Annotated in this window: 18 protein-coding genes; 8 read left to right on the forward strand and 10 right to left on the reverse strand. The window is 71.8% G+C overall.

Annotation, left to right across the window (positions count from 1 at the left end):
- Window positions 1–178: 178 nt before the first annotated feature.
- Window positions 179–616 (reverse strand): MarR family winged helix-turn-helix transcriptional regulator, encoded by a 438-nt coding sequence (locus ACFVTC_RS28510; RefSeq protein ID WP_168528694.1) that lies wholly within the window; start codon window positions 614–616, stop codon window positions 179–181.
- Window positions 617–760: 144 nt separating this feature from the next.
- On the opposite strand from ACFVTC_RS28510, the gene ACFVTC_RS28515 reads away from it, so the two are divergent.
- Window positions 761–943, forward strand: a complete 183-nt coding sequence (locus tag ACFVTC_RS28515; protein WP_148008990.1) for a ribbon-helix-helix protein, CopG family — start codon at window positions 761–763, stop codon at window positions 941–943.
- Between the two features lie 79 nt (window positions 944–1,022).
- Here the strand turns inward: ACFVTC_RS28515 and ACFVTC_RS28520 are convergent, their stop codons facing one another.
- Window positions 1,023–2,474, reverse strand: coding sequence for an NCS2 family permease (locus ACFVTC_RS28520; RefSeq protein WP_390131373.1), 1,452 nt, complete (start codon window positions 2,472–2,474; stop codon window positions 1,023–1,025).
- A 238-nt stretch (window positions 2,475–2,712) separates the two neighbouring features.
- Here ACFVTC_RS28520 and ACFVTC_RS28525 point away from each other — a divergent pair, with 238 nt between their 5' ends.
- Together ACFVTC_RS28525 and ACFVTC_RS28530 are read left to right on the forward strand one after the other, a co-directional pair.
- On the forward strand, window positions 2,713–2,991 hold the full coding sequence (locus ACFVTC_RS28525; RefSeq protein ID WP_390131374.1) for a DUF2530 domain-containing protein: 279 nt from the start codon (window positions 2,713–2,715) through the stop codon (window positions 2,989–2,991).
- Between the two features lie 150 nt (window positions 2,992–3,141).
- The gene (locus ACFVTC_RS28530; RefSeq protein ID WP_390131375.1) at window positions 3,142–5,541 is read left to right on the forward strand and encodes a cation-translocating P-type ATPase; all 2,400 of its coding nucleotides are present in this window, start codon (window positions 3,142–3,144) and stop codon (window positions 5,539–5,541) included.
- 66 nt (window positions 5,542–5,607) lie between these two features.
- On the opposite strand, the gene ACFVTC_RS28535 is transcribed toward ACFVTC_RS28530, so the two are convergent.
- From ACFVTC_RS28535 to ACFVTC_RS28555, 5 genes are all read right to left on the reverse strand, one after another.
- On the reverse strand, window positions 5,608–6,540 hold the full coding sequence (locus tag ACFVTC_RS28535) for a hypothetical protein (RefSeq protein WP_390131376.1): 933 nt from the start codon (window positions 6,538–6,540) through the stop codon (window positions 5,608–5,610).
- Between the two features lie 247 nt (window positions 6,541–6,787).
- Window positions 6,788–7,576, reverse strand: a complete 789-nt coding sequence (locus ACFVTC_RS28540; RefSeq protein ID WP_390131377.1) for a hypothetical protein — start codon at window positions 7,574–7,576, stop codon at window positions 6,788–6,790.
- 239 nt (window positions 7,577–7,815) lie between these two features.
- Window positions 7,816–8,661, reverse strand: coding sequence for a DUF5707 domain-containing protein (locus tag ACFVTC_RS28545; protein WP_390131378.1), 846 nt, complete (start codon window positions 8,659–8,661; stop codon window positions 7,816–7,818).
- 230 nt (window positions 8,662–8,891) lie between these two features.
- A complete protein-coding gene (locus tag ACFVTC_RS28550; RefSeq protein WP_390131379.1) occupies window positions 8,892–12,068 on the reverse strand; it encodes a sacsin N-terminal ATP-binding-like domain-containing protein in 3,177 nt (1,058 codons plus the stop codon).
- A gap of 748 nt (window positions 12,069–12,816) precedes the next feature.
- Entirely contained in the window at window positions 12,817–13,743 is a 927-nt protein-coding gene (locus ACFVTC_RS28555; RefSeq protein WP_168528700.1) for a DUF3027 domain-containing protein, read from the reverse strand.
- Window positions 13,744–14,197: 454 nt separating this feature from the next.
- Between ACFVTC_RS28555 and ACFVTC_RS28560 the strand changes: the two genes are divergently transcribed.
- The 4 genes from ACFVTC_RS28560 to ACFVTC_RS28575 are packed head-to-tail and all read left to right on the forward strand — an operon-like array spanning window position 14,198 to window position 17,784.
- Complete coding sequence (locus ACFVTC_RS28560; protein ID WP_390131380.1) at window positions 14,198–15,622, forward strand: MFS transporter; 1,425 nt, start codon at window positions 14,198–14,200, stop codon at window positions 15,620–15,622.
- A 59-nt stretch (window positions 15,623–15,681) separates the two neighbouring features.
- Window positions 15,682–16,167 carry a DUF2771 domain-containing protein gene (locus ACFVTC_RS28565; RefSeq protein WP_168528702.1) on the forward strand — a complete coding sequence of 162 codons (486 nt, stop codon included), beginning with the start codon at window positions 15,682–15,684 and terminating at the stop codon, window positions 16,165–16,167.
- Between the two features lie 26 nt (window positions 16,168–16,193).
- Window positions 16,194–16,934: a futalosine hydrolase gene (locus tag ACFVTC_RS28570; RefSeq protein ID WP_390131381.1), complete on the forward strand. Its 741-nt coding sequence runs from the start codon at window positions 16,194–16,196 to the stop codon at window positions 16,932–16,934.
- Window positions 16,924–17,784 carry a 1,4-dihydroxy-6-naphthoate synthase gene (locus ACFVTC_RS28575; RefSeq protein ID WP_390131382.1) on the forward strand — a complete coding sequence of 287 codons (861 nt, stop codon included), beginning with the start codon at window positions 16,924–16,926 and terminating at the stop codon, window positions 17,782–17,784. The genes ACFVTC_RS28570 and ACFVTC_RS28575 overlap by 11 nt, the downstream gene beginning before the upstream one ends.
- Window positions 17,785–17,825: 41 nt before the next feature.
- On the opposite strand, the gene ACFVTC_RS28580 is transcribed toward ACFVTC_RS28575, so the two are convergent.
- Window positions 17,826–18,209, reverse strand: coding sequence for a cold-shock protein (locus tag ACFVTC_RS28580; RefSeq protein WP_153289949.1), 384 nt, complete (start codon window positions 18,207–18,209; stop codon window positions 17,826–17,828).
- A gap of 218 nt (window positions 18,210–18,427) precedes the next feature.
- Between ACFVTC_RS28580 and ACFVTC_RS28585 the strand changes: the two genes are divergently transcribed.
- A complete protein-coding gene (locus tag ACFVTC_RS28585; protein WP_390131383.1) occupies window positions 18,428–18,694 on the forward strand; it encodes a hypothetical protein in 267 nt (88 codons plus the stop codon).
- On the opposite strand, the gene ACFVTC_RS28590 is transcribed toward ACFVTC_RS28585, so the two are convergent.
- Window positions 18,670–19,296 carry an HAD family hydrolase gene (locus ACFVTC_RS28590; RefSeq protein ID WP_390131514.1) on the reverse strand — a complete coding sequence of 209 codons (627 nt, stop codon included), beginning with the start codon at window positions 19,294–19,296 and terminating at the stop codon, window positions 18,670–18,672. The two genes, ACFVTC_RS28585 and ACFVTC_RS28590, sit on opposite strands and share 25 nt — an antisense overlap.
- Window positions 19,297–19,368: 72 nt before the next feature.
- The gene (locus tag ACFVTC_RS28595) at window positions 19,369–20,469 is read right to left on the reverse strand and encodes a hypothetical protein (protein WP_390131384.1); all 1,101 of its coding nucleotides are present in this window, start codon (window positions 20,467–20,469) and stop codon (window positions 19,369–19,371) included.
- Window positions 20,470–20,721 lie beyond the last annotated feature (252 nt).

Here is a 20,721-nt window from a genome sequence, read left to right on the forward strand (position 1 = left end):
TGCGGGACGGGCGGGTGGCGCCGTCAGGGGCTGGCGGGGAGTCGTGGGTGGCTGGTGCGGGGGCGGAGTCTGCTCCGGGTCCCGAACTCAAAAGGGCTCGCCTCCTTGGGGGCACGGACGGCGGTGTCCGGGGTGAGGGCGTGCCGGCCGGACGTCGGTCGGCACGCCGGGCGGGGCATCAGATCTGCGCGAGCTTCTCCAGGACGGGAGCGGCCTCGCGGAGCTTCGCCCACTCGTCCTCGTCCAGGGCCTCGACCAGGCCGGCCAGCCACGCGTTCCGCCTGCGGCGGCTCTCTTCGAGCATCGCCTCGGCCTTGTCGGTCTGCGTGACGACCTTCTGTCGCCGGTCCTCGGAGTGAGGCTCGAGCCTGACCAGGCCCTTGGCTTCCAGCAGCGCGACGATGCGGGTCATCGAGGGCGGCTGCACATGCTCCTTGCGGGCGAGTTCACCCGGTGTGGCGGAACCACAGCGGGCCAGGGTGCCGAGCACCGACATCTCGGTGGGGCTCAGCGACTCGTCGACCCGCTGGTGCTTGAGTCGACGTGACAGCCGCATCACTGCGGAGCGCAAGGCGTTCACGGCGGCAGCGTCGTCGCCATGGGTGAGGTCAGGCATGTATTTAGCTTAACTCATTACTCTCGCTAAAGAGCATCGGGGGTGCCCGTGACACGGACCACTGAATCCTTACGTCACTCATACGAGTGAGTCCCGTGCGGAAAGTGACCCGCTCGGCGCCGAAGTCCGGCGACCCTCGACTCCATGGGGACCAGTGTGCTCAGCCTGCGGATAGACGGGGAGCTGCTCGACCGGCTCCGAGACCATGCCGCCAAACGCGGAATGAGCGTCCAGGACTATGTCGTCCGGACGCTCATTCGCGATGACTTCGACGAGCGGTTCCAGACCGCCGTCGACGAGACGGAGAAGTTCTACGGGGTCACGTGAGCCCGGGAGGCCGCGGGAGCCTCTGGAGTCCCGGAAGCCCCCGGCGTCCCCGAAGGACGGGGACGCGTGACCCCACCCGTCAGGTGAGGCCGAGGGCCGGCATCAGGTAGTAGAAACCGAACACGGCGGATACGACATACATCGCGACCGGGATCTCCCGGGCGCGGCCGGCCGCCAGGCGCAGCACCACGAAGGTGATGAAGCCCATGCCGATGCCGTTCGTGATCGAGTAGGTGAACGGCATCATCACCATCGTCACGAAGGCCGGGATCGCGATCGTGTGGTCGGCCCAGTCGATCTCGCGCACGGAGCCGGACAGGATCAGGAAGCCGACCGCGAGCAGCGCGGGGGTGGCGGCCTGGGACGGGACCATCGTGGCGACGGGGGTCAGGAAGAGCGCCACGGCGAAGAGCGCGCCGGTGACGACGTTCGCGAAACCGGTGCGCGCACCCTCGCCGACGCCCGCCGTGGACTCCACGAAGCAGGTGGTGGCCGAGGAGGAGCTGGCGCCGCCCGCGGCGACCGCGATGCCGTCGACGAAGAGGACCTTGTTGATGCCGGGCATGTTGCCCTGCGCGTCGGTCAGCTTCGCCTCGTCACTGACGCCCATGATCGTGCCCATCGCGTCGAAGAAGCACGACAGCAGCACGGTGAAGACGAAGAGGATGCCGGTCAGCACGCCGACCTTGCCGAAGCCGCCGAAGAGGCTCACCTTGCCGACGAGCCCGAAGTCCGGGGGGGCGACCGGGTTGCCCGGCCACTTCGGGGTGGTCAGGCCCCAGGACGGGATCTTGGCGACGGCGTTGACGATCACCGCGAGCACCGTCATGGTGACGATCGAGATGAGGATCGCGCCCGGCACCTTGCGCACGATCAGCGCGAGGGTGAGCAGCGTGCCGAGGACGAAGACCAGTACCGGCCAGCCGTTGAGGTGACCGTCGGAGCCGAGCTGCAGCGGCACGGTGGTCTGGGCGACGTCCGGGATGCGGGAGACGAAGCCGGAGTCGACCAGGCCGATCAGCATGATGAACAGGCCGATACCGATCGAGATGCCCTTGCGCAGCCCCAGCGGCACGGCGTTCATGACGCGCTCGCGCAGCCCGGTGGCGACCAGCAGCATCACGATGAAGCCGGCCAGCACGACCATGCCCATGGCGTCCGGCCAGGACATCCGCGGGGCGAGCTGGAGCGCGACGACGGTGTTCACACCGAGGCCGGCCGCCAGCGCGATCGGCACGTTGCCGATGACACCCATGAGGAGCGTCGTGAAGGCCGCGGTCAGGGCGGTCGCGGTGACCAGCTGACCGTTGTCCAGGTGGTGCCCGTACATGTCCTTCGCGCTGCCCAGGATGATCGGGTTCAGCACGATGATGTAGGCCATCGCGAAGAAGGTGGCGAGACCGCCGCGGATCTCGCGCGGGATGCTCGAGCCGCGCTCGGAGATCTTGAAGTAGCGGTCGAGGGCGCTCCGCGCGGACCGGGACTCCGGCTCCTGCGGGGCGGGGGCCTTGGTGGCGGCCGAGGTGGACATGCGGGTCCTCAAGCGTGCGGGGGGACGGGGAACATGATCGAGTCCGGTCGGCAGTCGATCGCCAACAGGATTTCCCCGGTCCCTGTTGGTGTTTCCTACGAATACAACTGGCCAGACTCGGACTGTTTCAGTATGAACATATGAAACAGAAATGGCTATCTCCGCGCGTAGACCGTTGGTGTGCGCCGGGAACACGGGTGCGAGCGCCGGCCGGTCCGCGGCCTCGTAAGCTGTGCCCATGGCGAAGTGGACCCCCAAGCACGAGGCGCCGGAGCCCCTGGAGGGGCCCGTCGTCGCCACCATCACGGGCGGCACGATCCTCTGGTTCGTCCTCTTCCTGGTGCAGCTGCCGTTCTACGGCTGGTACGACGACCACGGGCACACCTGGTGGGTGTGGACCTGTCTGGCCGGCGCGGGTCTCGGACTCATCGGCATCTGGTACGTCCGCGGGCGCGCCGCCGCGATCAAACGGGCCGCGGCGGCGGACACCGCGCCGTCGTCCGCCACCGCGGAGTAATTCGGCTCCCCCAACCGACCCGCTGCCTCCTGCCTCCTGCCTCCTGCCTCCAACCAGGGCATCACAACCCGCCGCCCCCGGTCCTCCCTTGGTCGGATCTTCGGGGCACTCGGCAGGTGAAGCACCCTTTCCGCACGTACCGTCGAATGCATGACGCACATCGACGCGGGCGCGGAACTGGATCCGGTGCACCCCGTGCCCCTCCCCGCCTCCGGTCGGGCCAAGGGGCTGTCCGCCGCCGAAGTCGCCGAAAGGGTGGCGCGCGGCGAGGTGAACGACGTCCCGGTGCGCAGCAGCCGCTCGCTGGGCGAGATCGTCCGCGCGAACGTCTTCACCCGGTTCAACGCGATCATCGGTGTGCTCTGGCTGATCATGCTGTCCGTGGCTCCGTTCCAGGACAGCCTGTTCGGGTACGTGATCATCGCCAACACCGGGATCGGCATCATCCAGGAGTGGCGGGCCAAGAAGACCCTGGACTCGCTCGCGGTGATCGGCGAGGCGAAGCCGACGGTACGCAGGGACGGGGTCGCCGCCGAGGTCAGCACCTCGCGGATCGTGCTCGGGGACGTGATCGAGATCGGCCCCGGCGACAAGATCGTCGTCGACGGCGCCTGTGTGGAGGCCGACGGCCTGGAGATCGACGAGTCGCTGCTCACGGGCGAGGCAGACCCGGTGGTCAAACGCCGGGGCGACGAGGTGATGTCGGGCAGCTTCGTGGTCGCGGGCGGTGGCGCGTTCACCGCGACGAAGGTGGGCCGGGAGGCGTACGCGGCCCAGCTCGCCGAGGAGGCGTCGCGGTTCACGCTCGTCCACTCCGAGCTGCGCAGCGGTATCTCCACGATCCTCAAGTACGTGACCTGGATGATGGTCCCGACCGCGATCGGTCTGGTCATCAGCCAGCTCGTGGTCAAGCAGCACGGCTTCAAGGACTCCGTCGCGCGGACGGTCGGCGGGATCGTGCCGATGGTCCCCGAGGGTCTCGTCCTCCTCACCTCCGTCGCCTTCGCGATCGGCGTCATCCGGCTTGGCCGGAAACAGTGCCTCGTGCAGGAGCTTCCGGCCATCGAGGGCCTCGCCCGCATCGACACCGTCTGCCTCGACAAGACCGGCACCCTCACCGAGGGCGGTATGGACGTCACCGAGCTGCGGCCGCTGGGCGGTGCCGACGAGTCGTACGTACGCAAGGTCCTCGGGGCGCTCGGCGAGTCCGACCCGCGGCCGAACCCCTCCCTCCAGGCGATCATCGACGCCTACCCGGACAACGAGGACTGGCGCTGCGTCGAGTCGCTGCCCTTCTCGTCGGCCCGCAAGTACAGCGGGGCGACCTTCAATGAAGGCAATGGCGAGTCCGGTACATGGCTGCTCGGCGCCCCCGACGTACTGCTGACCGCCGGCGATCCGGCGCTCGCCGAGACCGATCGGCTGAACGAGGAGGGGCTGCGGGTCCTGCTCCTCGCCCGCGCCACCGGGGACCTCGACGATCCCAACGTGAAGAAGGGCGCCCGGCCGACCGCGCTGGTCGTACTGGAGCAGCGGCTGCGCCCGGACGCGGCGGACATCCTGCGCTACTTCGCCGAGCAGGACGTCCGGGCGAAGGTCCTCTCGGGCGACAACGCGGTCTCGGTCGGCGCGGTGGCCGGGAAACTCGGTCTGAGCGGCGCGGTCGTGGACGCGCGCCGGCTTCCCGACGAGCGGGAGGAGATGGCGAAGTCACTGGACAAGGGCACGGTGTTCGGGCGGGTCACCCCGCGGCAGAAGCGCGACATGGTGGGCGCGCTTCAGTCGCGCGGGCACACGGTGGCGATGACGGGCGACGGTGTGAACGACGTCCTGGCCCTCAAGGACGCCGACATCGGCGTCTCCATGGGGTCGGGTTCGGAGGCGACCCGGGCGGTCGCCCAGATCGTGCTCCTCAACAACAGTTTCTCGACGCTGCCCTCGGTGGTGGCGGAGGGCCGCCGGGTCATCGGCAACATCACCCGGGTCGCGACCCTGTTCCTGGTGAAGACCGTCTATTCGGTGCTGCTGGCGGTGCTGGTGGTGTGCTGGCGGGTCGAATACCCCTTCCTGCCCCGGCATCTGACCCTGCTGTCCACCCTGACGATCGGCATCCCGGCGTTCTTCCTCGCGCTCGCCCCCAACACCGAGCGGGCGAGACCGCACTTCGTACGGCGGGTCATGCGCTACTCGATCCCCGGCGGTGTCATCGCGGCGATCGCCACCTTCGTGACCTATCTGGTGGCCCGTCACCACTACGCCGGGCCCGATCAGTTGAACGCGGAGACCAGCGCCGCGACGCTGACGCTGTTCCTGATCTCCATGTGGGTGCTGGCGATCATCGCCCGCCCGTACACCTGGTGGCGGGTCGCCCTGGTGGCCTCGATGGGCCTGGCGTTCGTCGTCGTACTGGTGGTGCCGTGGCTCCAGCACTTCTTCGCCCTGAAGCTGGTGGGCGTGGAGATGCCGTGGATCGCGGTGGGCATCTCGGTGGTGGCGGCGGCCGTCCTGGAGGTCCTGTGGAGGTGGGTGGACCGGCGCATCCCCGCGTGAACCACGCGGTCCCCGCACCCCTGGCGGGGGCGCGGGGACCACGTGGTGCGGAGTACGGCGGGGCGGTTACTTCACGTCGACGTAGTCGCCCGCGGCCTTGACGGCCGGGGTGGTCGAGGTGCCCGCGAAGCTGTAGCGGTAGTAACCGTCGACGGAGGCCTTGGCGGTCGTCTTCAGATTGCCGTAGCCGTCGGTCTTGACCGTCTTGACGGTGGTGTACGTGGTGCTGTTCTTCTTGCGGAACTGCAGCTGCACGGACTGGCCGGTGTAGCCCGCGTACTTGTTCGTCTCCCAGTTGGCGCGGGACAGCTTGCCCGTGACCGTGAGGGTCTTGCCCTTCTTCACCGGCTCCGGGGAGGCGTTGACCGTCAGCTTCGAGTAACGCTGCACGTTGGGAGAAGTGAAGCCGCCCTGGTCGGCGATACCGACCTTGGTGATGTCGAAGCTGGAGCTCCCCGGGTTCTGGCCGTTGAGCGCGATGGCCAGGCCCGCGGCCTTCCAGGCACCCGCGTCCGAGTTGAGGAGGTAGCCCTCGGCCGGGTAGATGTCGATGTTGCCCTTGCAGGACGCGGTGGTCGCCGAGGTGACGGTGCACTTCGCCGCGTCGTCACCGAAGAGCTCGTTGGCCGGGTCGCCGAAGGTGCCCTTGTAGAGGTAGGGGCCGGTCTGGAAGTCGGCAGCAGTGATCTTGACGTCGGTGCCGTGGGTCAGGGTGTACGTGACCGGGACGGCGACGTGGTTGGTGGTGCCGACCGGGATGGCCTTGCCGCTGTTCACCTTGATGTTGGAGAAGGTGACGTCGAGGGCGTACGGCGCGTCGTCGTCGGCGGTGGTGGCGGTGAAGGCGGTCTTGCCGGACGCGGAGTGCGCCGCTTCCAGGACCTTGGCGACGTCCGCACGGTAGGAAGAGGCGGAGTCGGCGGCGTGCGCGGCGGGCACGACGAACGCGGAGAGGGCCAGGGCGCCGGTAGCGGCAGCCACAGTGGCTCGAATGCGCATGCGATCCCCAAGTGGAGAAAGGGGCCCCTACGGTGGTCGTTCCTCACGGCTCGTCGTCACTCGGGGCCCAAGTGATGTGGAGTCTCTTGACTCGGATGATCAGATGAATGACGGAAGCGAATGGTTGTACGGGCGGTGAAATCTTTGTGTACACGTGACCGGGACCGCCGTCCGCGCTGACGCCGGACGCGAAGGCCGGTGCCGCCCTGGCTGGGCGGCACCGGCCCGCGTCGTACCGGTCCGCGTGCTACTTCACGTCGAGGTAGTCACCGGTGGCGCTGACCGCCGGGGTGGTCGTCGTGCCCGCGAAGGAGTAACGGAAGGTGCCGTCGACCGACGCCTTGACCGTCGTCTTCAGCGCACCGCCACTGGTCGACTTGACCGTCTTGACCGTGGTGTAGGCGCTGGCGCCCTTCTTCTTGAACTGCAGCTTCACCGACTGACCGGTGTAACCCAGGTACTTGCCCGAGTTCCAGCTCGCGCGCGTCAGGGCACCGGTGACCGTGATGGTCTTGCCCTTCTTCACCGGCTCCGGGGACGCGTTGACCGTCAGCTTGGAGGCCCGCTGGAGCTTGGTGGTGCCGAGCCCGCCCTGCCACTTGAGGACGCCGCCGGACGTGACCGCGACACCGCCCACGTTCCAGGATCCGGCGTCGGCGTCCGCGATGTCGTAGTCGGCCGCGGGACGGAAGTACATGGTCGCCGTGCAGTTGGCCACGGTCGTCGAAGCGGCCTTGCAGGTGCCCGGTTCGTCACTGCCGAAGGCCGCGGTCTGCTCGGTCAGCGAGGAGCCGCGGTAGAGGATCGGGCCGGTGCCGAGCTTGTCGGGGGCGATGCTGACATTGGCGGGGTGCGTGAGGGTGTAGGTGACCGTGACACCGGTCTTCGCGGTGCCGACGACGATCGCCTTGGCCTTGTTCACCTTCACGTTGGAGAAGGTGACGTTGGGCGCCGCGGCGGCGTGAGCGGCCGGGACGGCGAAGGCGGAAAGGGCCAGGGCGCCGGAGACGGCGGCCACGGTGGCGCGTATGCGCATGTGCGTTCCCCAGAGGGAGAAGTGATGGAGGAGTCTGTTGACTCACGTGTTCAGATCCGTGGCGGGTGGGGCGGGTTGTACGCGGTGACGCAGATTTTGCCCGCACGTGAACGAGGCTTGGGCTCCGCACGCACCCCGACGCCAGGATCCCGCACGACGCGAGGAACGAAGGCACCGGACGCGAAGGCCGGTGCCGCCCTGGTTGGGCGGCACCGGCCCGCGTCGTACCGGTCCGCGTGCTACTTCACGTCGACGTAGTCACCGGTGGCGCTGACCGCCGGGGTGGTCGTCGTGCCCGCGAAGGAGTAACGGAAGGTGCCGTCGACCGACGCCTTGACCGTCGTCTTCAGCGCACCGCCACTGGTCGACTTGACCGTCTTGACCGTGGTGTAGGCGCTGGCGCCCTTCTTCTTGAACTGCAGCTTCACCGACTGACCGGTGTAACCCAGGTACTTGCCCGAGTTCCAGCTCGCGCGCGTCAGGGCACCGGTGACCGTGATGGTCTTGCCCTTCTTCACCGGCTCCGGGGACGCGTTGACCGTCAGCTTGGAGGCCCGCTGGATCCGGAAGCCCTTGACGTTGTCCTTCTGGACGTAGTTTCCGTCGGTGCCCTGGGCGATCGCCCAGACCTTCCAGCCGCCGGCCAGGCTGTCGATGAGGTCGACGTCCGCCTTGACCGTGAAGGCCGACTTGCAGTTCGACGTGGTGGCGTTGACCTTGGTGCAGGTGGCGCGGCCGTCGGACGAGTCGGCCACGGCGCCGCCGTCCAGGTGGTCGAAGTCCGGGCCGTGCCACAGGATCGCCTGTGCCCACTCGACACCGGAGTTGTCCTTCACGGTGAAGGAGACGGTGAGGGTCTTCTTCGTGGTGGTGCCGAGAACGATGTCCTTGCCGCCGTTCACCACGACGTTCGAGATCGCGGTGTCGCCGCGCGATTCGTCGGCGGGAGTCTTCACCGCGTCGGCCACGACGGAGCGGGCGACCGAGGTGGCGCCGGGCCCCTCGGCGGCCTGCGCCGCCGGTACGGCCAGGGCTGAGAGGGCCAGCGCGCCGGTAGCGGCGGCCACGGTGACTCGAATGCGCATGCAGTCCCCAAATGGGAAAGGGGCCCCGACGCCGGTCGTCCGCACGGCTCGTCGTCACTCGGAGCCCAAGTGATGTGGAGTCTCTTGACTCAGGTGATCAGATCCGTGACGGGGGCGAATGGTTGTACGGCGGGTGAGGATTTTGTGCGTACATGACCAAGGCCACCTGGAGCGGCCCCGCCGGGCCGGTACGGACGGTCGCCGCGCGCCGTCCGTACCGGCCGCCCACCTCAGTCGAACCAGCGGTCCCGGGCCAGTTCCTCCGTGCGGGACGGGTCCTCCAGCAGGGCCGCGACCTCGAAGCGGCGCGGCCACTGTCCGGCCGCCCAGGCGAGTCCGGCCGCCACGCCCTCCAGGGTGGACGCGTGCAGCACCCCGTCCCGGGTCCGGCGCCAGTCCAGTTCGGTGCCGTCGACGACGAGTTCCTCGTGTTCGACGTACGAGGAGGGGGCCGAGGGTCCCAGCAGGATCCGTACGGACTCGGGTACGTCGTGTTCGGCGCCCTCCGAGGTCACCTCGCCGGTCACCGACTCGCTGAGGCGCCGTACCTGGAACAGTTCGGCGAGCTCGGCGGCGCGGGACGGGCGGACGGGGAGCAGAGGCATGCCGGTGGTGAAGGGCAGCAGGTCGGGCGAGTCGACGACCACGGCGTCGGCGGCGTCCACGACGGTCACCCGTCCGTCCAGTACGGCGCGCAGCTCGTCCGGCAGGGTCACGCGCTCGGGCTCCAGATCGGCCAGCGCGCCGTACAGGGCGTGCAGTTGGGCGCCGGAGACCTCGCGGTCGGGGTCGGCGAGCCGTTCCAGGAGCTCGGCGGCGCCCCCGGGCTCGTCCAGCAGGGCGGCGACGGAAGTGCGGACCCCCAGCGCCCGCAGCACCTGCTCGTCGTCGAAGCCGGTCGCGTCGGCCTCGTCGTACAGCCCGCGCAGGAGCGGGTCCCCGCCCGCGGCGAGCAATCCGGCCGGGTGACGCCCGTCCAGGACGGGGTGGCCGCGCAGCCACCAGGCGGAGTACGGCCGGACGATCTCGTGGGTGCCGTCCGGGAGCAGAACACGCACCGGCTGGGTCAGCGCGTCGCGCAGCGGCGGCCGGGACAGCAGCGCGAGCGCCTGCGGCCACCGCTCGTCGTCCACCAGGTCCAGGTCCCGTACCGCGACGATCTCGGTGGCGACGGGCGGTACGGGGGTGTCGGGCAGCCGGTCGAGGACGTCCTCGCACCACACGTCGACGGCGTCCAGCAGTCCCGCGTCGTCGGGTTCGGCGAAGTCGGAGTCGCGGGGCTCCAGTTCGTCCGGGTCGAGGACGACGTCGGTGGCCCGCACCAGGGTGAAGTTGGCCAGCACACCACAGGCGGCGAGCGGCTGCTCACCCCATCGGTCGGCCAACTCCGTGTCTACGAAGGCGAGTTCGTCCTCGCGCATGACCTGGGCGAACGGGCTGCCGGGCAGCACCAGTTCACCGGCGGGGGCGAGTTCGCCCTCCTCGTCCGGCAGGGCGAGGGCGCCGAGCCAGGGCTCGTCGCCGGGTTCGAGCGCGGCGTCGCGGACCAGGGCGAGGACCAGCTCCGCCACCTCCTCGGCGTCCGGCGCCTCCTGGTCCCAGCCGGCCCCTTCGTCGTCGAGCGAGGCGGCGACGGCCGCGCGCACCTGCGGGGTGGTGAGGACCGCGCGGGGAGTGGCCGGGAGGGCGCCCAGCTTCTCCAGCAGCGGGTGGGCGGCGTCCGGGTGGGCGACCTTGAGGCCGAGACGGGCGAGGGTGTCGGGGGCGGCGGCCCGCATGTCGTCGGAGCCGGGCAGCAGGATCTGCCGGGGCCCCACCGCCGTCCGGCCGTCGGCGAGCGGCACCGGCAGCCCGGACAGCCGGTCCGGGTCCACCCCGGCCAGGCTCTCGTACAGCCGCCACCACCAGCCCGGGTCCTTCTCCAGCCCGGCCAGCCGGTCCACGGCCTCGGCGAGCGGTACGCGGGCGACGCCCAGCGTCCGGAGCTCCGCCCGGCGCTCCAGGCCGGCGGGCAGCAGGCTGGGCAGCACCTCGGCGAGTACCCGGACGGTCTCGGCGCCGGCGCCCTCGACGACCTCGGCGTCACGGGGCCGCAGGGCGGCCGGGTGTTCCGCGGCGCTGCTCTCGGGCCAGTCGGCTGCGGTGTCCGGGCCGCCGTTCTCCGGCGGCGGGGCGGCCGGCGGCAGGAAGGCGGTGCGCGGCAGCCGGTCGAGGATCGCGCGGCGCAGGACGCCGTCCAGCTCGCCCTTGCCGAGCGGGCCCGGCACCAGGTCGATGATCCCGGCGTCCACCGGGCTCCAGGCGGCGAGCAGCTCCGCGTACGCGTCCGCCGCGCGCTCCACCAGGAAGTCGGTGAGGGGACCCGGGGCGGCGTGCCGCCGGCTGGTGTCCAGCGGCAGGGAGGCGATGAGCAGGGCGGGGACGCCGAGGGGCTCGTCGCTGGGGGTCGGCGCGTGCACGACCGGGCCGGTGCGGGGGCGGCCCGGGGTGCCGTCGGTGTCGACCGGGACGGCCCAGGTCACCGACCAGTGCGGGCGCAGCCGCTCCTCGACCGGGCGGTCGGCCAGCAGGGCCGGGTCCAGGGGGCCGTGGTGGGAGACCGTGCGCCAGCGGGTGGCACCGTCCCGGGAGTCCTCCAGGGTGACGCCGTGCTCCTCGGCCCTGCGGCGCAGGGTGCGCACCTCGCCGCCCGTGCCGCCCTCTCCGATCTCGACGACCACTTCCTCCAGGCCCGGCAGGGCGAGCAGCAGCGCGTCGTCGAGCCCGCGCAGCAGCCGCTCGGCGAGATCCTCGGCGGCGGTGTCCCGCAGCGGGAGGATGACGGCCGTGTCGTACGGGTCCGGGGCGGTGCCCTCGGCCGCGAACGGCAGCCGCAGCAGTGGCACATGGCCGTCGCGGCGGCGGATCTCGTCGCCCAGACCCGGGCTGTGGCGGGCGGTGTCGGCCGCCAGTTCGCGGGCCTCGGCGAGGGACCAGCGGATACCGCCGTGCCGGCCGACCACGGCGGGCTCGTCGGTGACCGCGACGACCGCGGCGAAGCCGACGCCGAAGCGGCCGACGGCGGTGTCGTGCGCGTCGCGCTTGGCGGAGGCGCGGAGGGTGGACAGGGACTCGACGCCGGCCGCGTCGAGGGGGGCGCCGGTGTTGGCCGCGACCAGGACCCCGTCGCGGAGGGTGAGCCGCAGGCGGCCTGGGACGCCGGCCCGGGCGGCCGCGTCGGCGGCGTTCTGGGCGAGTTCGACGAGGAGGCGGTCGCGGTATCCGCCGAGGACCAGGTCCTCCTCGGCGTTGGCGTCCTCGCGGAACCGGGCCGGGCTGGTGGCCCAGGCGTCCAGCACGCCGCGGCGCAGGCGGGCCGTGCCGAACGGGTCCGCGCCCTCGGGTGCCGGTTGCACGAACTTGCTCACGGTTCACTCTCCCTCTGGCTTCGCGCGACCGCGAGCGCTGGGCTCGGCCGCGGCACGAAGGTACCGTGCGGGGCGGTGGGGGTTGAGCGCGACGTTCCTCCCGGGGGCGGGCCGGGGCGTGTGATTCGGCCGCGGGTCGTGGGGGCTGGGCGCGTCCCTTCGCGGGGCGTTCAGGGGGGGCATCCCGGGGCGGTGCCCCGTCCCTCCCGGGGCTGCGGGATGTTTTCGGCCGCGGGCCGTGGGGGCTGGGCGCGTCCCCTCGCGGGACGTTCAGCGGGGGGCATCCCGGGGCGGTGCCCCGTCCCTCCCGGGGCTGCGGGATGTTTTCGGCCGCGGGCCGTGGGGGCTGGGCGCGCAGTTCCTCGCGCCCCTTCGCGTGGCGTCCAGCGCAGGGTCTTCCGCGGTGGTGGCCGGCGTCTCCCCGGGCTGCGGGAGGTTTTCGGCCGCACGCCGTGGGGGCTGGGCGCGCAGTTCCCCGCGCCCCTTCGCGGGGCGTCCAGCACGGGGTCTTCCGCGGTGGTACCCGGCGCCTCCCCGGGCTGCGGCATGTTTTCGACCGCGGGCCGTGGGGGCCGGGTGCGCAGTTCCCCGCGCCCCTTCGCGGGGCGTCCCACGGCGGTGCCGCGCCTCTCGGAGGGCGTTCGTCGGGGTGGGCGGGGGTTTCAGCCCGTCCGGCGTTTGAGGACGAGGCCGTTCAGGCCGAAGCGGGGGTCCGGGGGCGGCAGCCCCCGGAGACGGGACACCGGGGTCACGAGTGGCCCAGTTCGGACGACGGCTCGTCCGGGGTGATCGAGACCGAACCGGAATCCGGCGAGGGCCGGAGCGGGAAGGGATCGACCCGGGTCTCGTCGATCACCGGCGGCGCCGGCCGCGGCGGCGCCGGCATGACCGCGGCCTCGGAGTGCCCCCCGCACCCGTACGAGAGCGCCACGACCCGCCCGTCCGCCGGCGAGAACTCATTCGCACAGACACCGAACGCCTGCCCGAGCGAGCCCCCGATCGGATTCAGGAAGCCGCAGCTGACGCACGACGCGGGCGCCGCCTGCGCCATCGCCGTCTTGGGCCCGTACGACTCCTCCCACCGGTCGGCCGCGACATGCAGCCCGTACCGGGAGAGCACCCGCGCCCGGCGCAGTCCGAGCTCCTCCGCCACCGCCGCGATCGAACCGCGGCGCGGCGCGAACGGAAGGTGCGCGGGCACGCCCGCCGTCACCTCCGCGTCCTCCGCCTCCACCAGCTCGGCCATGTCCTGCGAGACGGCGGAGTTCGGCGCGGGCTCGTCCTCACCGGAGAAACCGGGCTCGAGCCGCAGATCCTCGGCGTCCGTGGGCAGCAGGTCACCGGGGCCCATGTCACCGGGCCGCAGCCGCTCGCTCCACGGCACCCACTCGGGCGCGAGAAGGGCGTCCGAGCCGGGCAGCAGCACCGTCTCGTCCAGGGTGACGATCTTCGCCCGGGAGGCACGGGCGACCGTCACCGCCCAGCGCCAGCCCCGGTAGCCGAACTCCTTGCACTCGAAGTAGTGCGTGACGACACGGTCCCCCTCGGAGACCACCCCCACATGTTCACCGACGACGCCGGGGGCGGCTGCCTCCTCGGCGGCGGTGCGCGCGAGGTCGACGGCCTCGGCGCACAGACGGTCGGGGGTGCGGCTTCGCGTGGTCGCTGCGCTCACAGGTATCGCTTCTCTCCTACGCCGTCTCACGGGTGCGCCCTTCCTCGGCGGCGGTGCGGACGGAGCGGACCGGTGGGCCGCGTCGACGTCCGCGCCCGATCGCGCTCGGGCGCACCTACGTCATCCATTCTGCGGGATGACCGAGAGGCGCGCGGCCGAGAACAACCGCCGCAGGCGCGTTACGCACGCTACCTTCTCCTGAGCCCTGGGCCCACACCGGCGGGGCGCTTCCGCACTCCGAGCCGGTGTTCTTCGTCGCCGCGAGGAGGCGTTTTCCCACCGTCCGCCCCTTCTCGGCCGGACCGGAAGGGGCCCCACCGCGTCGCTCCCGGTCGGCCGAAAAACGCCCACGGCCCCTTCACGGCGGACCGGCGGGGGCCCGCACCGGCGCCACTCGGCCCCTATACGCGTGGTAACCGCACTACCCACGCCCTTCTCGGGGCACTATTGCGGAGTGGCAGCCGCGAGGTCGTCCCAGGGAACCGCCGGAATCGGCGGCGCCAAGGGGAGCATCCGAAGGGGCGGGCCGGGCCGGATGAGCGGGTCCGTCCGCGCGGTCGGCCGTGCCCTGCACTTCCCGTTCACCGGCACGGCCCGCGGAATCCGCAAGGCGACGCACGCCCACGGGGCGGGTGAGTCCGGCCTCGGCAAACTGATCGAACTCCACGCGGTCAACGGCGCCGGCGACGTCATGATCACCATCGCCCTCGCCTCCACCGTCTTCTTCTCCGTGCCCACCGACGAGGCCCGCGGCCGCGTCGCCCTCTACCTCGCCATCACCATGGCGCCCTTCACCCTCCTCGCCCCGGTGATCGGCCCCCTCCTGGACCGCCTGCCGCACGGCCGCCGGGCCGCGATGGCCGGCGCGATGCTCGCCCGCGCGATGCTCGCCCTGCTGCTGTCGGGCGCGGTCGCCAGCGGCAGCCTCGAGCTGTATCCCGCCGCGCTCGGGGTGCTCGTCGCGTCCAAGGCGTACGGGGTGGTGCGCAGCGCCGTCGTACCCCGGCTGCTCCCGCCCGGCTTCTCCCTGGTGAAGGCCAATTCGCGGGTCACCCTGGGCGGACTGCTCGCCACCGGCGTCGCCGCGCCCGTCGGAGCGGGGCTGCAGGCCCTCGGTCCGCGCTATCCCCTCTACGGCGCCTTCGCGATCTTCGTCGCGGGGACGTTCCTGTCGTTCACCCTGCCGCCGAAGGTCGACTCGGCCAAGGGCGAGGACCGGGCGCTGCTGGCCGCGGACGAGGAACACGTGCGCGGGCCGCGACGGGAGAGGACACCGCGACCCGGGCTGCGCACCGTCGGTACGGCGGTCACCCACGCCCTCGCCGCCAACGCCGCCCTGCGCTGCCTCTCCGGCTTCCTGATCTTCTTCCTCGCCTTCCTGCTGCGCGAGCACCCGCTCACCGGCGAGAGCGCGGCCGTCTCGCTCGGGATCGTCGGCGTGTCGGCCGGCGCGGGCAACGCGCTCGGCACCGCGGTCGGCGCCTGGCTGAAATCCCGCGCCCCCGAGATCATCATCGTGACCGTCGTGGCGTGCGTACTGGGCGCCGCGATCACCGCCGCCGTCTTCTTCGGGGCCGTCCTGGTGGCCTGCCTGACGGCGGTCGCCGGGTTCTCGCAGGCGCTCGCCAAACTGTCCCTGGACGCGCTGATCCAGCGGGACGTGCCCGAACTCGTACGGACCTCCGCCTTCGCGCGCTCCGAGACGCTGCTGCAGGTGGCCTGGGTGTTCGGCGGCGCGATCGGCATCGTGCTGCCCCTCAACGGCACGCTGGGCCTCGCCGTGGCCGCCGCGATCGTCGCCGTCGGGTGGCTCACCACCGTCCGGGGGCTGATCGGCGCGGCCCGGCACGGAGGCACGGCGCGGCCACGCGTGGCATGACTGCGGCACGCCGTACCCCACGTGGGGAGAGCGGTGGACGTGCCCGATAGCCTTCGGCCATGACCTCCCTGCCCCGCGGCAGAGCCGCCAATGGACATCACCGTCGCGCCGTTGCCGCTCTCGGCGCCGTTTCCGCCGGACTTCTCGTCCTGTCCGCCTGTGACAAGCCGACGCCGCTGGCCACGATCACGGTCGGCAAGAGCTCGGTGAGCTCCGAGACCGACTGCTACAACGACGGCAAGGCGGTGAGCAGCGCGGACCTGGCCAAGTGCCTCAAGGCCAAGGACATCAAGTCCATCAAGGTCGACCCCGACGACACCGTGCGGTTCGGCGTGGACCCGAAGATCGCGGACAACGGCTGGACGATCCTGATGAACGGTCAGCCGCTGACCGACTCCAGCAAGAAGACCTACCGGACGATTCCGGGAAGCGTGTTCTTCAACGCCCAGTACGGAGCCAGCGGCAACTCCACGCTCGTCTCCATCAAGGAGGGCGACAAGACGGTGACCGGACTGTGGTCGTTCAAGCTCAAGAAGGACGCCTGATCGCTGCCGCAGGGCCGAAGGTGCTGGTGGCCGCCGCGGTTCCGGTCGAACGGGACGCGGTGGCCGGGGCGTTCACGGGCCCGCACCATGAGGTGCGGCTCCCCGGGGTGACCCTGCACCGGCTGCGCCTCGCCTCCGCCGTCCCGCCGCCCGGCGCCGGTCCCGCCGACGGGCCGACCCTCGATCTGCTGGCCGCGGGTGTCGGACCCGCCCTCGCCGCCGCCTCCGTCGCCGCCGCGCTCACCGCGGGCGCCCTCGAAGGCGCCCCCTACGACCTGGTCGTCTCCACCGGGATCGGCGGCGGTTTCCAGCCGGACGCGCCCGTCGGATCGCTCGTCCTCGCCGACGAGATCACCGCCGCGGACCTGGGTGCCGAGACCCCGGACGGGTTCCTCCCGGTGACGGAACTCGGCTTCGGCACCGTCACTCACCGTCCGCCCGAAGCACTCGTACGGGAGCTCGTGGCCGTCACCGGCGCACGCGCCGGGACCGTACTGACCGTGTCCACCGTGACCGGCACCGCCGAACGCGCCGCCGCACTGCGCGCCCGGCACCCCCGCGCCCTCGCCGAGGCCATGGAGGGATTCGGCGTGGGTGAAGCCGCCGCCGCCCACGGCGTGCCCGTACTGGAGCTGCGCGCGGTGTCGAACGCCGTCGGCCCGCGCGACCGCGCCACCTGGCGCATCGGCGAGGCTCTCGCGGCCCTCACCGAGGGTTTCGGGAAGCTCCCGCCCGTCCTGGAGAGTTGGAACCCACATGAGCCCTGAGAAACTGCCCGAGCCGCTGCGGATCGCGTACTCGCCCTGCCCGAACGACACCTTCGTCTTCGACGCCTGGGCCCACGGCCGCGTCCCCGGCGCGCCCGCCCTCGACGTGACGTTCGCGGACATCGACATCACCAACGGCATGGCCGAGCGCGGCGAGTCCGACGTACTGAAGGTGTCGTACGCCGTGCTGCCGTACGTCCTCGACGAGTACGCGCTGCTGCCCTGCGGCGGCGCGCTGGGCCGGGGCTGCGGCCCGCTGGTGCTGACCCGGGAGGCGGGGGCCGACCTGGCGGGCCGTACGGTCGCCGTGCCCAGCGAGACGTCGACGGCGTACCTGCTCTTCCGTCTGTGGGCGGCGGACACGGTACCGGGCGGCGTGGGCGAGATCGTCGTGATGCCGTTCCACGAGATCATGCCCGCCGTGCGGGACGGGAAGGTGGACGCCGGACTCGTCATCCACGAAGCCCGTTTCACGTACCAGAACTACGGGCTGCACAAGCTCGCCGACCTGGGCGAGCACTGGGAGCTGACGACCGGGCTGCCCATCCCGCTCGGCGCGATCATCGCCAGGCGCTCGCTGGGACAGGAGCGCCTGACCGAGCTCGCCACCGCGACCCGCGCCTCCGTCCGTGCCGCCTGGGACGACCCCGAGGCCTCCCGCCCGTACGTCCTCGCGCACGCCCAGGAGATGGACCCCGCAGTCGCCGACCAGCACATCGGCCTGTACGTCAACGAGTTCACCGCCGACCTCGGAGAGGACGGCTACGCGGCGGTCCGCGGCCTGCTCACGCGCGCCGCGGCCGAGGGACTGGTGCCGCCCCTCGGCCCGGACGCGCTGCGATTCCCGTAGCCCGGCGTTCGAGCCGCCGGGAGCCTCCCGTGGCCGGGGGGCTACACGTCGAGTTGGTCGGCGACCGCCCGCAGCAGGCCCGCGATCTTCTTCCCGGAGGTCTTCTCCGGGTAACGGCCCCGCTCCAGCATCGGTGTGATGTTCTCGAGGAGGGTCGTCAGGTCCTGCACGATGGAGGCCAGTTCGTCCGGCTTGCGGCGCTGGGCGGCCGCGACGGAGGGGGTGGGGTCCAGGATGGTCACCGAGAGCGCCTGGTCGCCGCGCTGACCGGCGACGACGCCGAACTCCACACGCTGGCCCGGCTTGAGAGCATCGACTCCGGCGGGCAGGACCGAGGAGTGGACGAAGACGTCGCCGCCGTCGTCGCGGGAGAGAAAGCCGAAGCCCTTCTCACTGTTGAACCACTTGACCTGGCCGGTAGGCACGTCTGTCCTCGTCCTCGTACTCGTCGGGAACCGCTCTGAAAACTGCTCGGGCACTTACGTCGGAAGTTGCTCCGGCAACTTCGGGCAACCATCGGGAAACCGCTCCGGACAGCACTGCGGCGGGCCGTCCGACCCGCCGGTACCAAGGCTAATGGTCCGGGGGCCACTGACAAGACGTCGCCTGACTGTTCCTTCGCGCTGGGAACTACCCTGGTCCGGTGCGTGACAAAACCCAACCGAATTCCGCGGAACCGGGTGACCGGCTGATCCGCGCCGGTGCTCTCGTGTTCTTTGCCGGTGCCGTGGCCACACTCGTCACCGTGACCCCACTGCTTCTCGACACCAAACCCTTTCCGACTTACATGTTCGGCCTGAGCATGCTCATGGGCGTCGGTTTTCTGATCGCCGGAGCCGGGGTGTTCCGGTCGGTCGCGGCCGGCCGCCGCCGGGCCCGCGCGGTTCAGGCGGGCGCGGCCTCGCGGTAGCCGCCCAGCCACGCCGGGAACTGCGTCAGGTCGGTGAGGACGACGTCCGCGCCCGCCGCGCGCAGCTGCGCCGCGTCGCACGGCCCCGTGGCCACGGCGACGGAGTACGCGTCCGCGGTGCGCGCGCCGCGGACGTCGCCGGTGTGGTCACCGACGTACACGCTCGCGCCGTGCTCGCGCAGGGCCTCCGCCTTCCGCTCGGCCCACAGGTTGCCGACGACCGCGTCCGCGCCGATCCCCAGGTGCTTGAGGTGCAGCTTGGCGTTGGGCTCCCACTTCGCCGTGACGACGACGGCACGGCCGCCCGCCGCCCGCACCGCCTCGACGGCCTCATGGGCACCCGGCATGGCGAGCGTGCCGGTGATGGCGTAGGCGGGATACAGCTCGCGGTAGAGGTCGGCGACGGCCGGGACCCGCTCCGCCGGGAACCAGTTGACGAGTTCCTCCTCGAGCGGCGGCCCGAGCCGGGTGACGACGAGGTCGCAGTCGATGTACGTGTCCGTGCGTGCCGAGAGCGCCTGGTAGCAGGCGTGGATGCCGGGGCGGGAGTCGATCAGGGTCATGTCGAGGTCGAAGCCGACGGTCAGCCCGCGCGAGGGCATCGGTGCGATATGCATATGGACCATTGTGCCCAGGGCGGGCACGGGGCGGTCCGGGCCGGGGTCCGGGGTCCGTCAGCGGCGGCGCTGGGAGCGCCACACCAGGTACAGCGCCGAGGCGACCGCCGCGCCGCGCACCACCCACGGCCAGGTGTCCGCGAGCGCCTCGTTCATGTGGCCCTCGGCGATCGGCTCGCCCCAGCGGCCGTCCGTACGGCCCCACAGCCAGACGATGCCCGCCACGGCCACCAGACCCGGCATGCCGAGGACGGCCCACTTCGACTCGTGCGGGCTCAGCCGGCGGGACGCGTACGCGATGAGCCAGCCGAGCCCGAGCGCGAACCAGTTGCCGAGGGCGGCACCCGCGACGAGGAGGACCGCGGCGAGCAGGAGCAGCGGGTTGCTCCACGTACGCGCGCGGGGGAGCCGCACCCGGGGCGTTCGGCCCTCGTCCCCGGTGCCGGGGACGGCCTTCCCGGCTTTGGGCCCGCTCGTCGTCCGCACCGGTTTCGCCCGTCCTCTCCACCGGCGCCACGACGGGGCCGGTTTCGGTGCGGGGGACGCCTCTTCACCGGAATCGGCGTCCGCTTCGACGCCGGCATCGGCTTCGGCATCGGTGCCGGGATCGGCTTTCCGGGGCCTGGGCAGTGGCCGGAGCAGTCCGGGGATCTCCACACCGCCGACGAAACCCGGCACGTCGTCCCCGAGTCCGAGCGGGTCGCCGTCCACCCGCCACCAGTCCGCCGGGGCGGAGGCGTCGCCCGGTTCGTAGGAGCCGGCGTGGTGGGGCGGCGCGAGGTGGTCGCCGGTGGCGGCCTCAAGACCGTCCTCGTCGGAGGTGCGACGCGGCCTCGGGACGCCCCTGCGCAGACCCTTGGGGCGGGCCTGCGGCCCACCGTCGCGCTGGGTGGGCACGGCGGCCGGGGTGTCCGCGCCCGGCTCGGACGCGCCCTGACGGGCCGACGTGACGATCTCGTCCGGTGTGCCCAGGCGGGAGAGGATGCGGCGGACGGCGGCCGGGTTGTCGACGGGCGCCTTCGACCGGCGGCGGTCGATCTCGTTGCGCAGCTCCGAGACGAGTCGCATACGGGTGGCCGAGGGCAGCTGGCGCTGCTGGGCCAGGTCGCCGACGCGGCTCAGATAGTCGAATACGAGCTGGTCGCTCTCAATCCCCACGAAGTCCCCTCCGGGGCGCGTGCGTTGAATACCCCGTGGCCACCGACGGTACCGCGTCGGGCCCCGCTCCCGGGTGCTGCCGCCCCCGGACCCCCCCCCGCATCGGCCTGGACGGCCTCGTCCGCAAGCGCCGGACGGGCCGCGGGTGCGGGCCCGCGCCGAAAGAGTGCTGGAAGGCCGGCGCCCGGGGCCATGTCTTTCAGCCCTTCCGGCGATTGAGGACGAGCCCTTCGGGCGATGCGGGGGTCCAGG

Source organism: Streptomyces sp. NPDC057950, assembly GCF_042887295.1.
GTDB lineage: Bacteria > Actinomycetota > Actinomycetes > Streptomycetales > Streptomycetaceae > Streptomyces > Streptomyces kaempferi.

What these genes read in the sequence shown, in the direction of transcription:
- ACFVTC_RS28510 (WP_168528694.1), bottom strand. Translation starts at nt 616, where the DNA reads ATGCCTGACCTCACCCATGGCGACGACGCTGCCGCCGTGAACGCCTTG.
- ACFVTC_RS28515 (WP_148008990.1), top strand. Translation starts at nt 761, where the DNA reads ATGGGGACCAGTGTGCTCAGCCTGCGGATAGACGGGGAGCTGCTCGAC.
- ACFVTC_RS28520 (WP_390131373.1), bottom strand. Translation starts at nt 2,474, where the DNA reads ATGTCCACCTCGGCCGCCACCAAGGCCCCCGCCCCGCAGGAGCCGGAG.
- ACFVTC_RS28525 (WP_390131374.1), top strand. Translation starts at nt 2,713, where the DNA reads ATGGCGAAGTGGACCCCCAAGCACGAGGCGCCGGAGCCCCTGGAGGGG.
- ACFVTC_RS28530 (WP_390131375.1), top strand. Translation starts at nt 3,142, where the DNA reads ATGACGCACATCGACGCGGGCGCGGAACTGGATCCGGTGCACCCCGTG.
- ACFVTC_RS28535 (WP_390131376.1), bottom strand. Translation starts at nt 6,540, where the DNA reads ATGCGCATTCGAGCCACTGTGGCTGCCGCTACCGGCGCCCTGGCCCTC.
- ACFVTC_RS28540 (WP_390131377.1), bottom strand. Translation starts at nt 7,576, where the DNA reads ATGCGCATACGCGCCACCGTGGCCGCCGTCTCCGGCGCCCTGGCCCTT.
- ACFVTC_RS28545 (WP_390131378.1), bottom strand. Translation starts at nt 8,661, where the DNA reads ATGCGCATTCGAGTCACCGTGGCCGCCGCTACCGGCGCGCTGGCCCTC.
- ACFVTC_RS28565 (WP_168528702.1), top strand. Translation starts at nt 15,682, where the DNA reads ATGACCTCCCTGCCCCGCGGCAGAGCCGCCAATGGACATCACCGTCGC.
- ACFVTC_RS28575 (WP_390131382.1), top strand. Translation starts at nt 16,924, where the DNA reads ATGAGCCCTGAGAAACTGCCCGAGCCGCTGCGGATCGCGTACTCGCCC.
- ACFVTC_RS28590 (WP_390131514.1), bottom strand. Translation starts at nt 19,296, where the DNA reads ATGCCCTCGCGCGGGCTGACCGTCGGCTTCGACCTCGACATGACCCTG.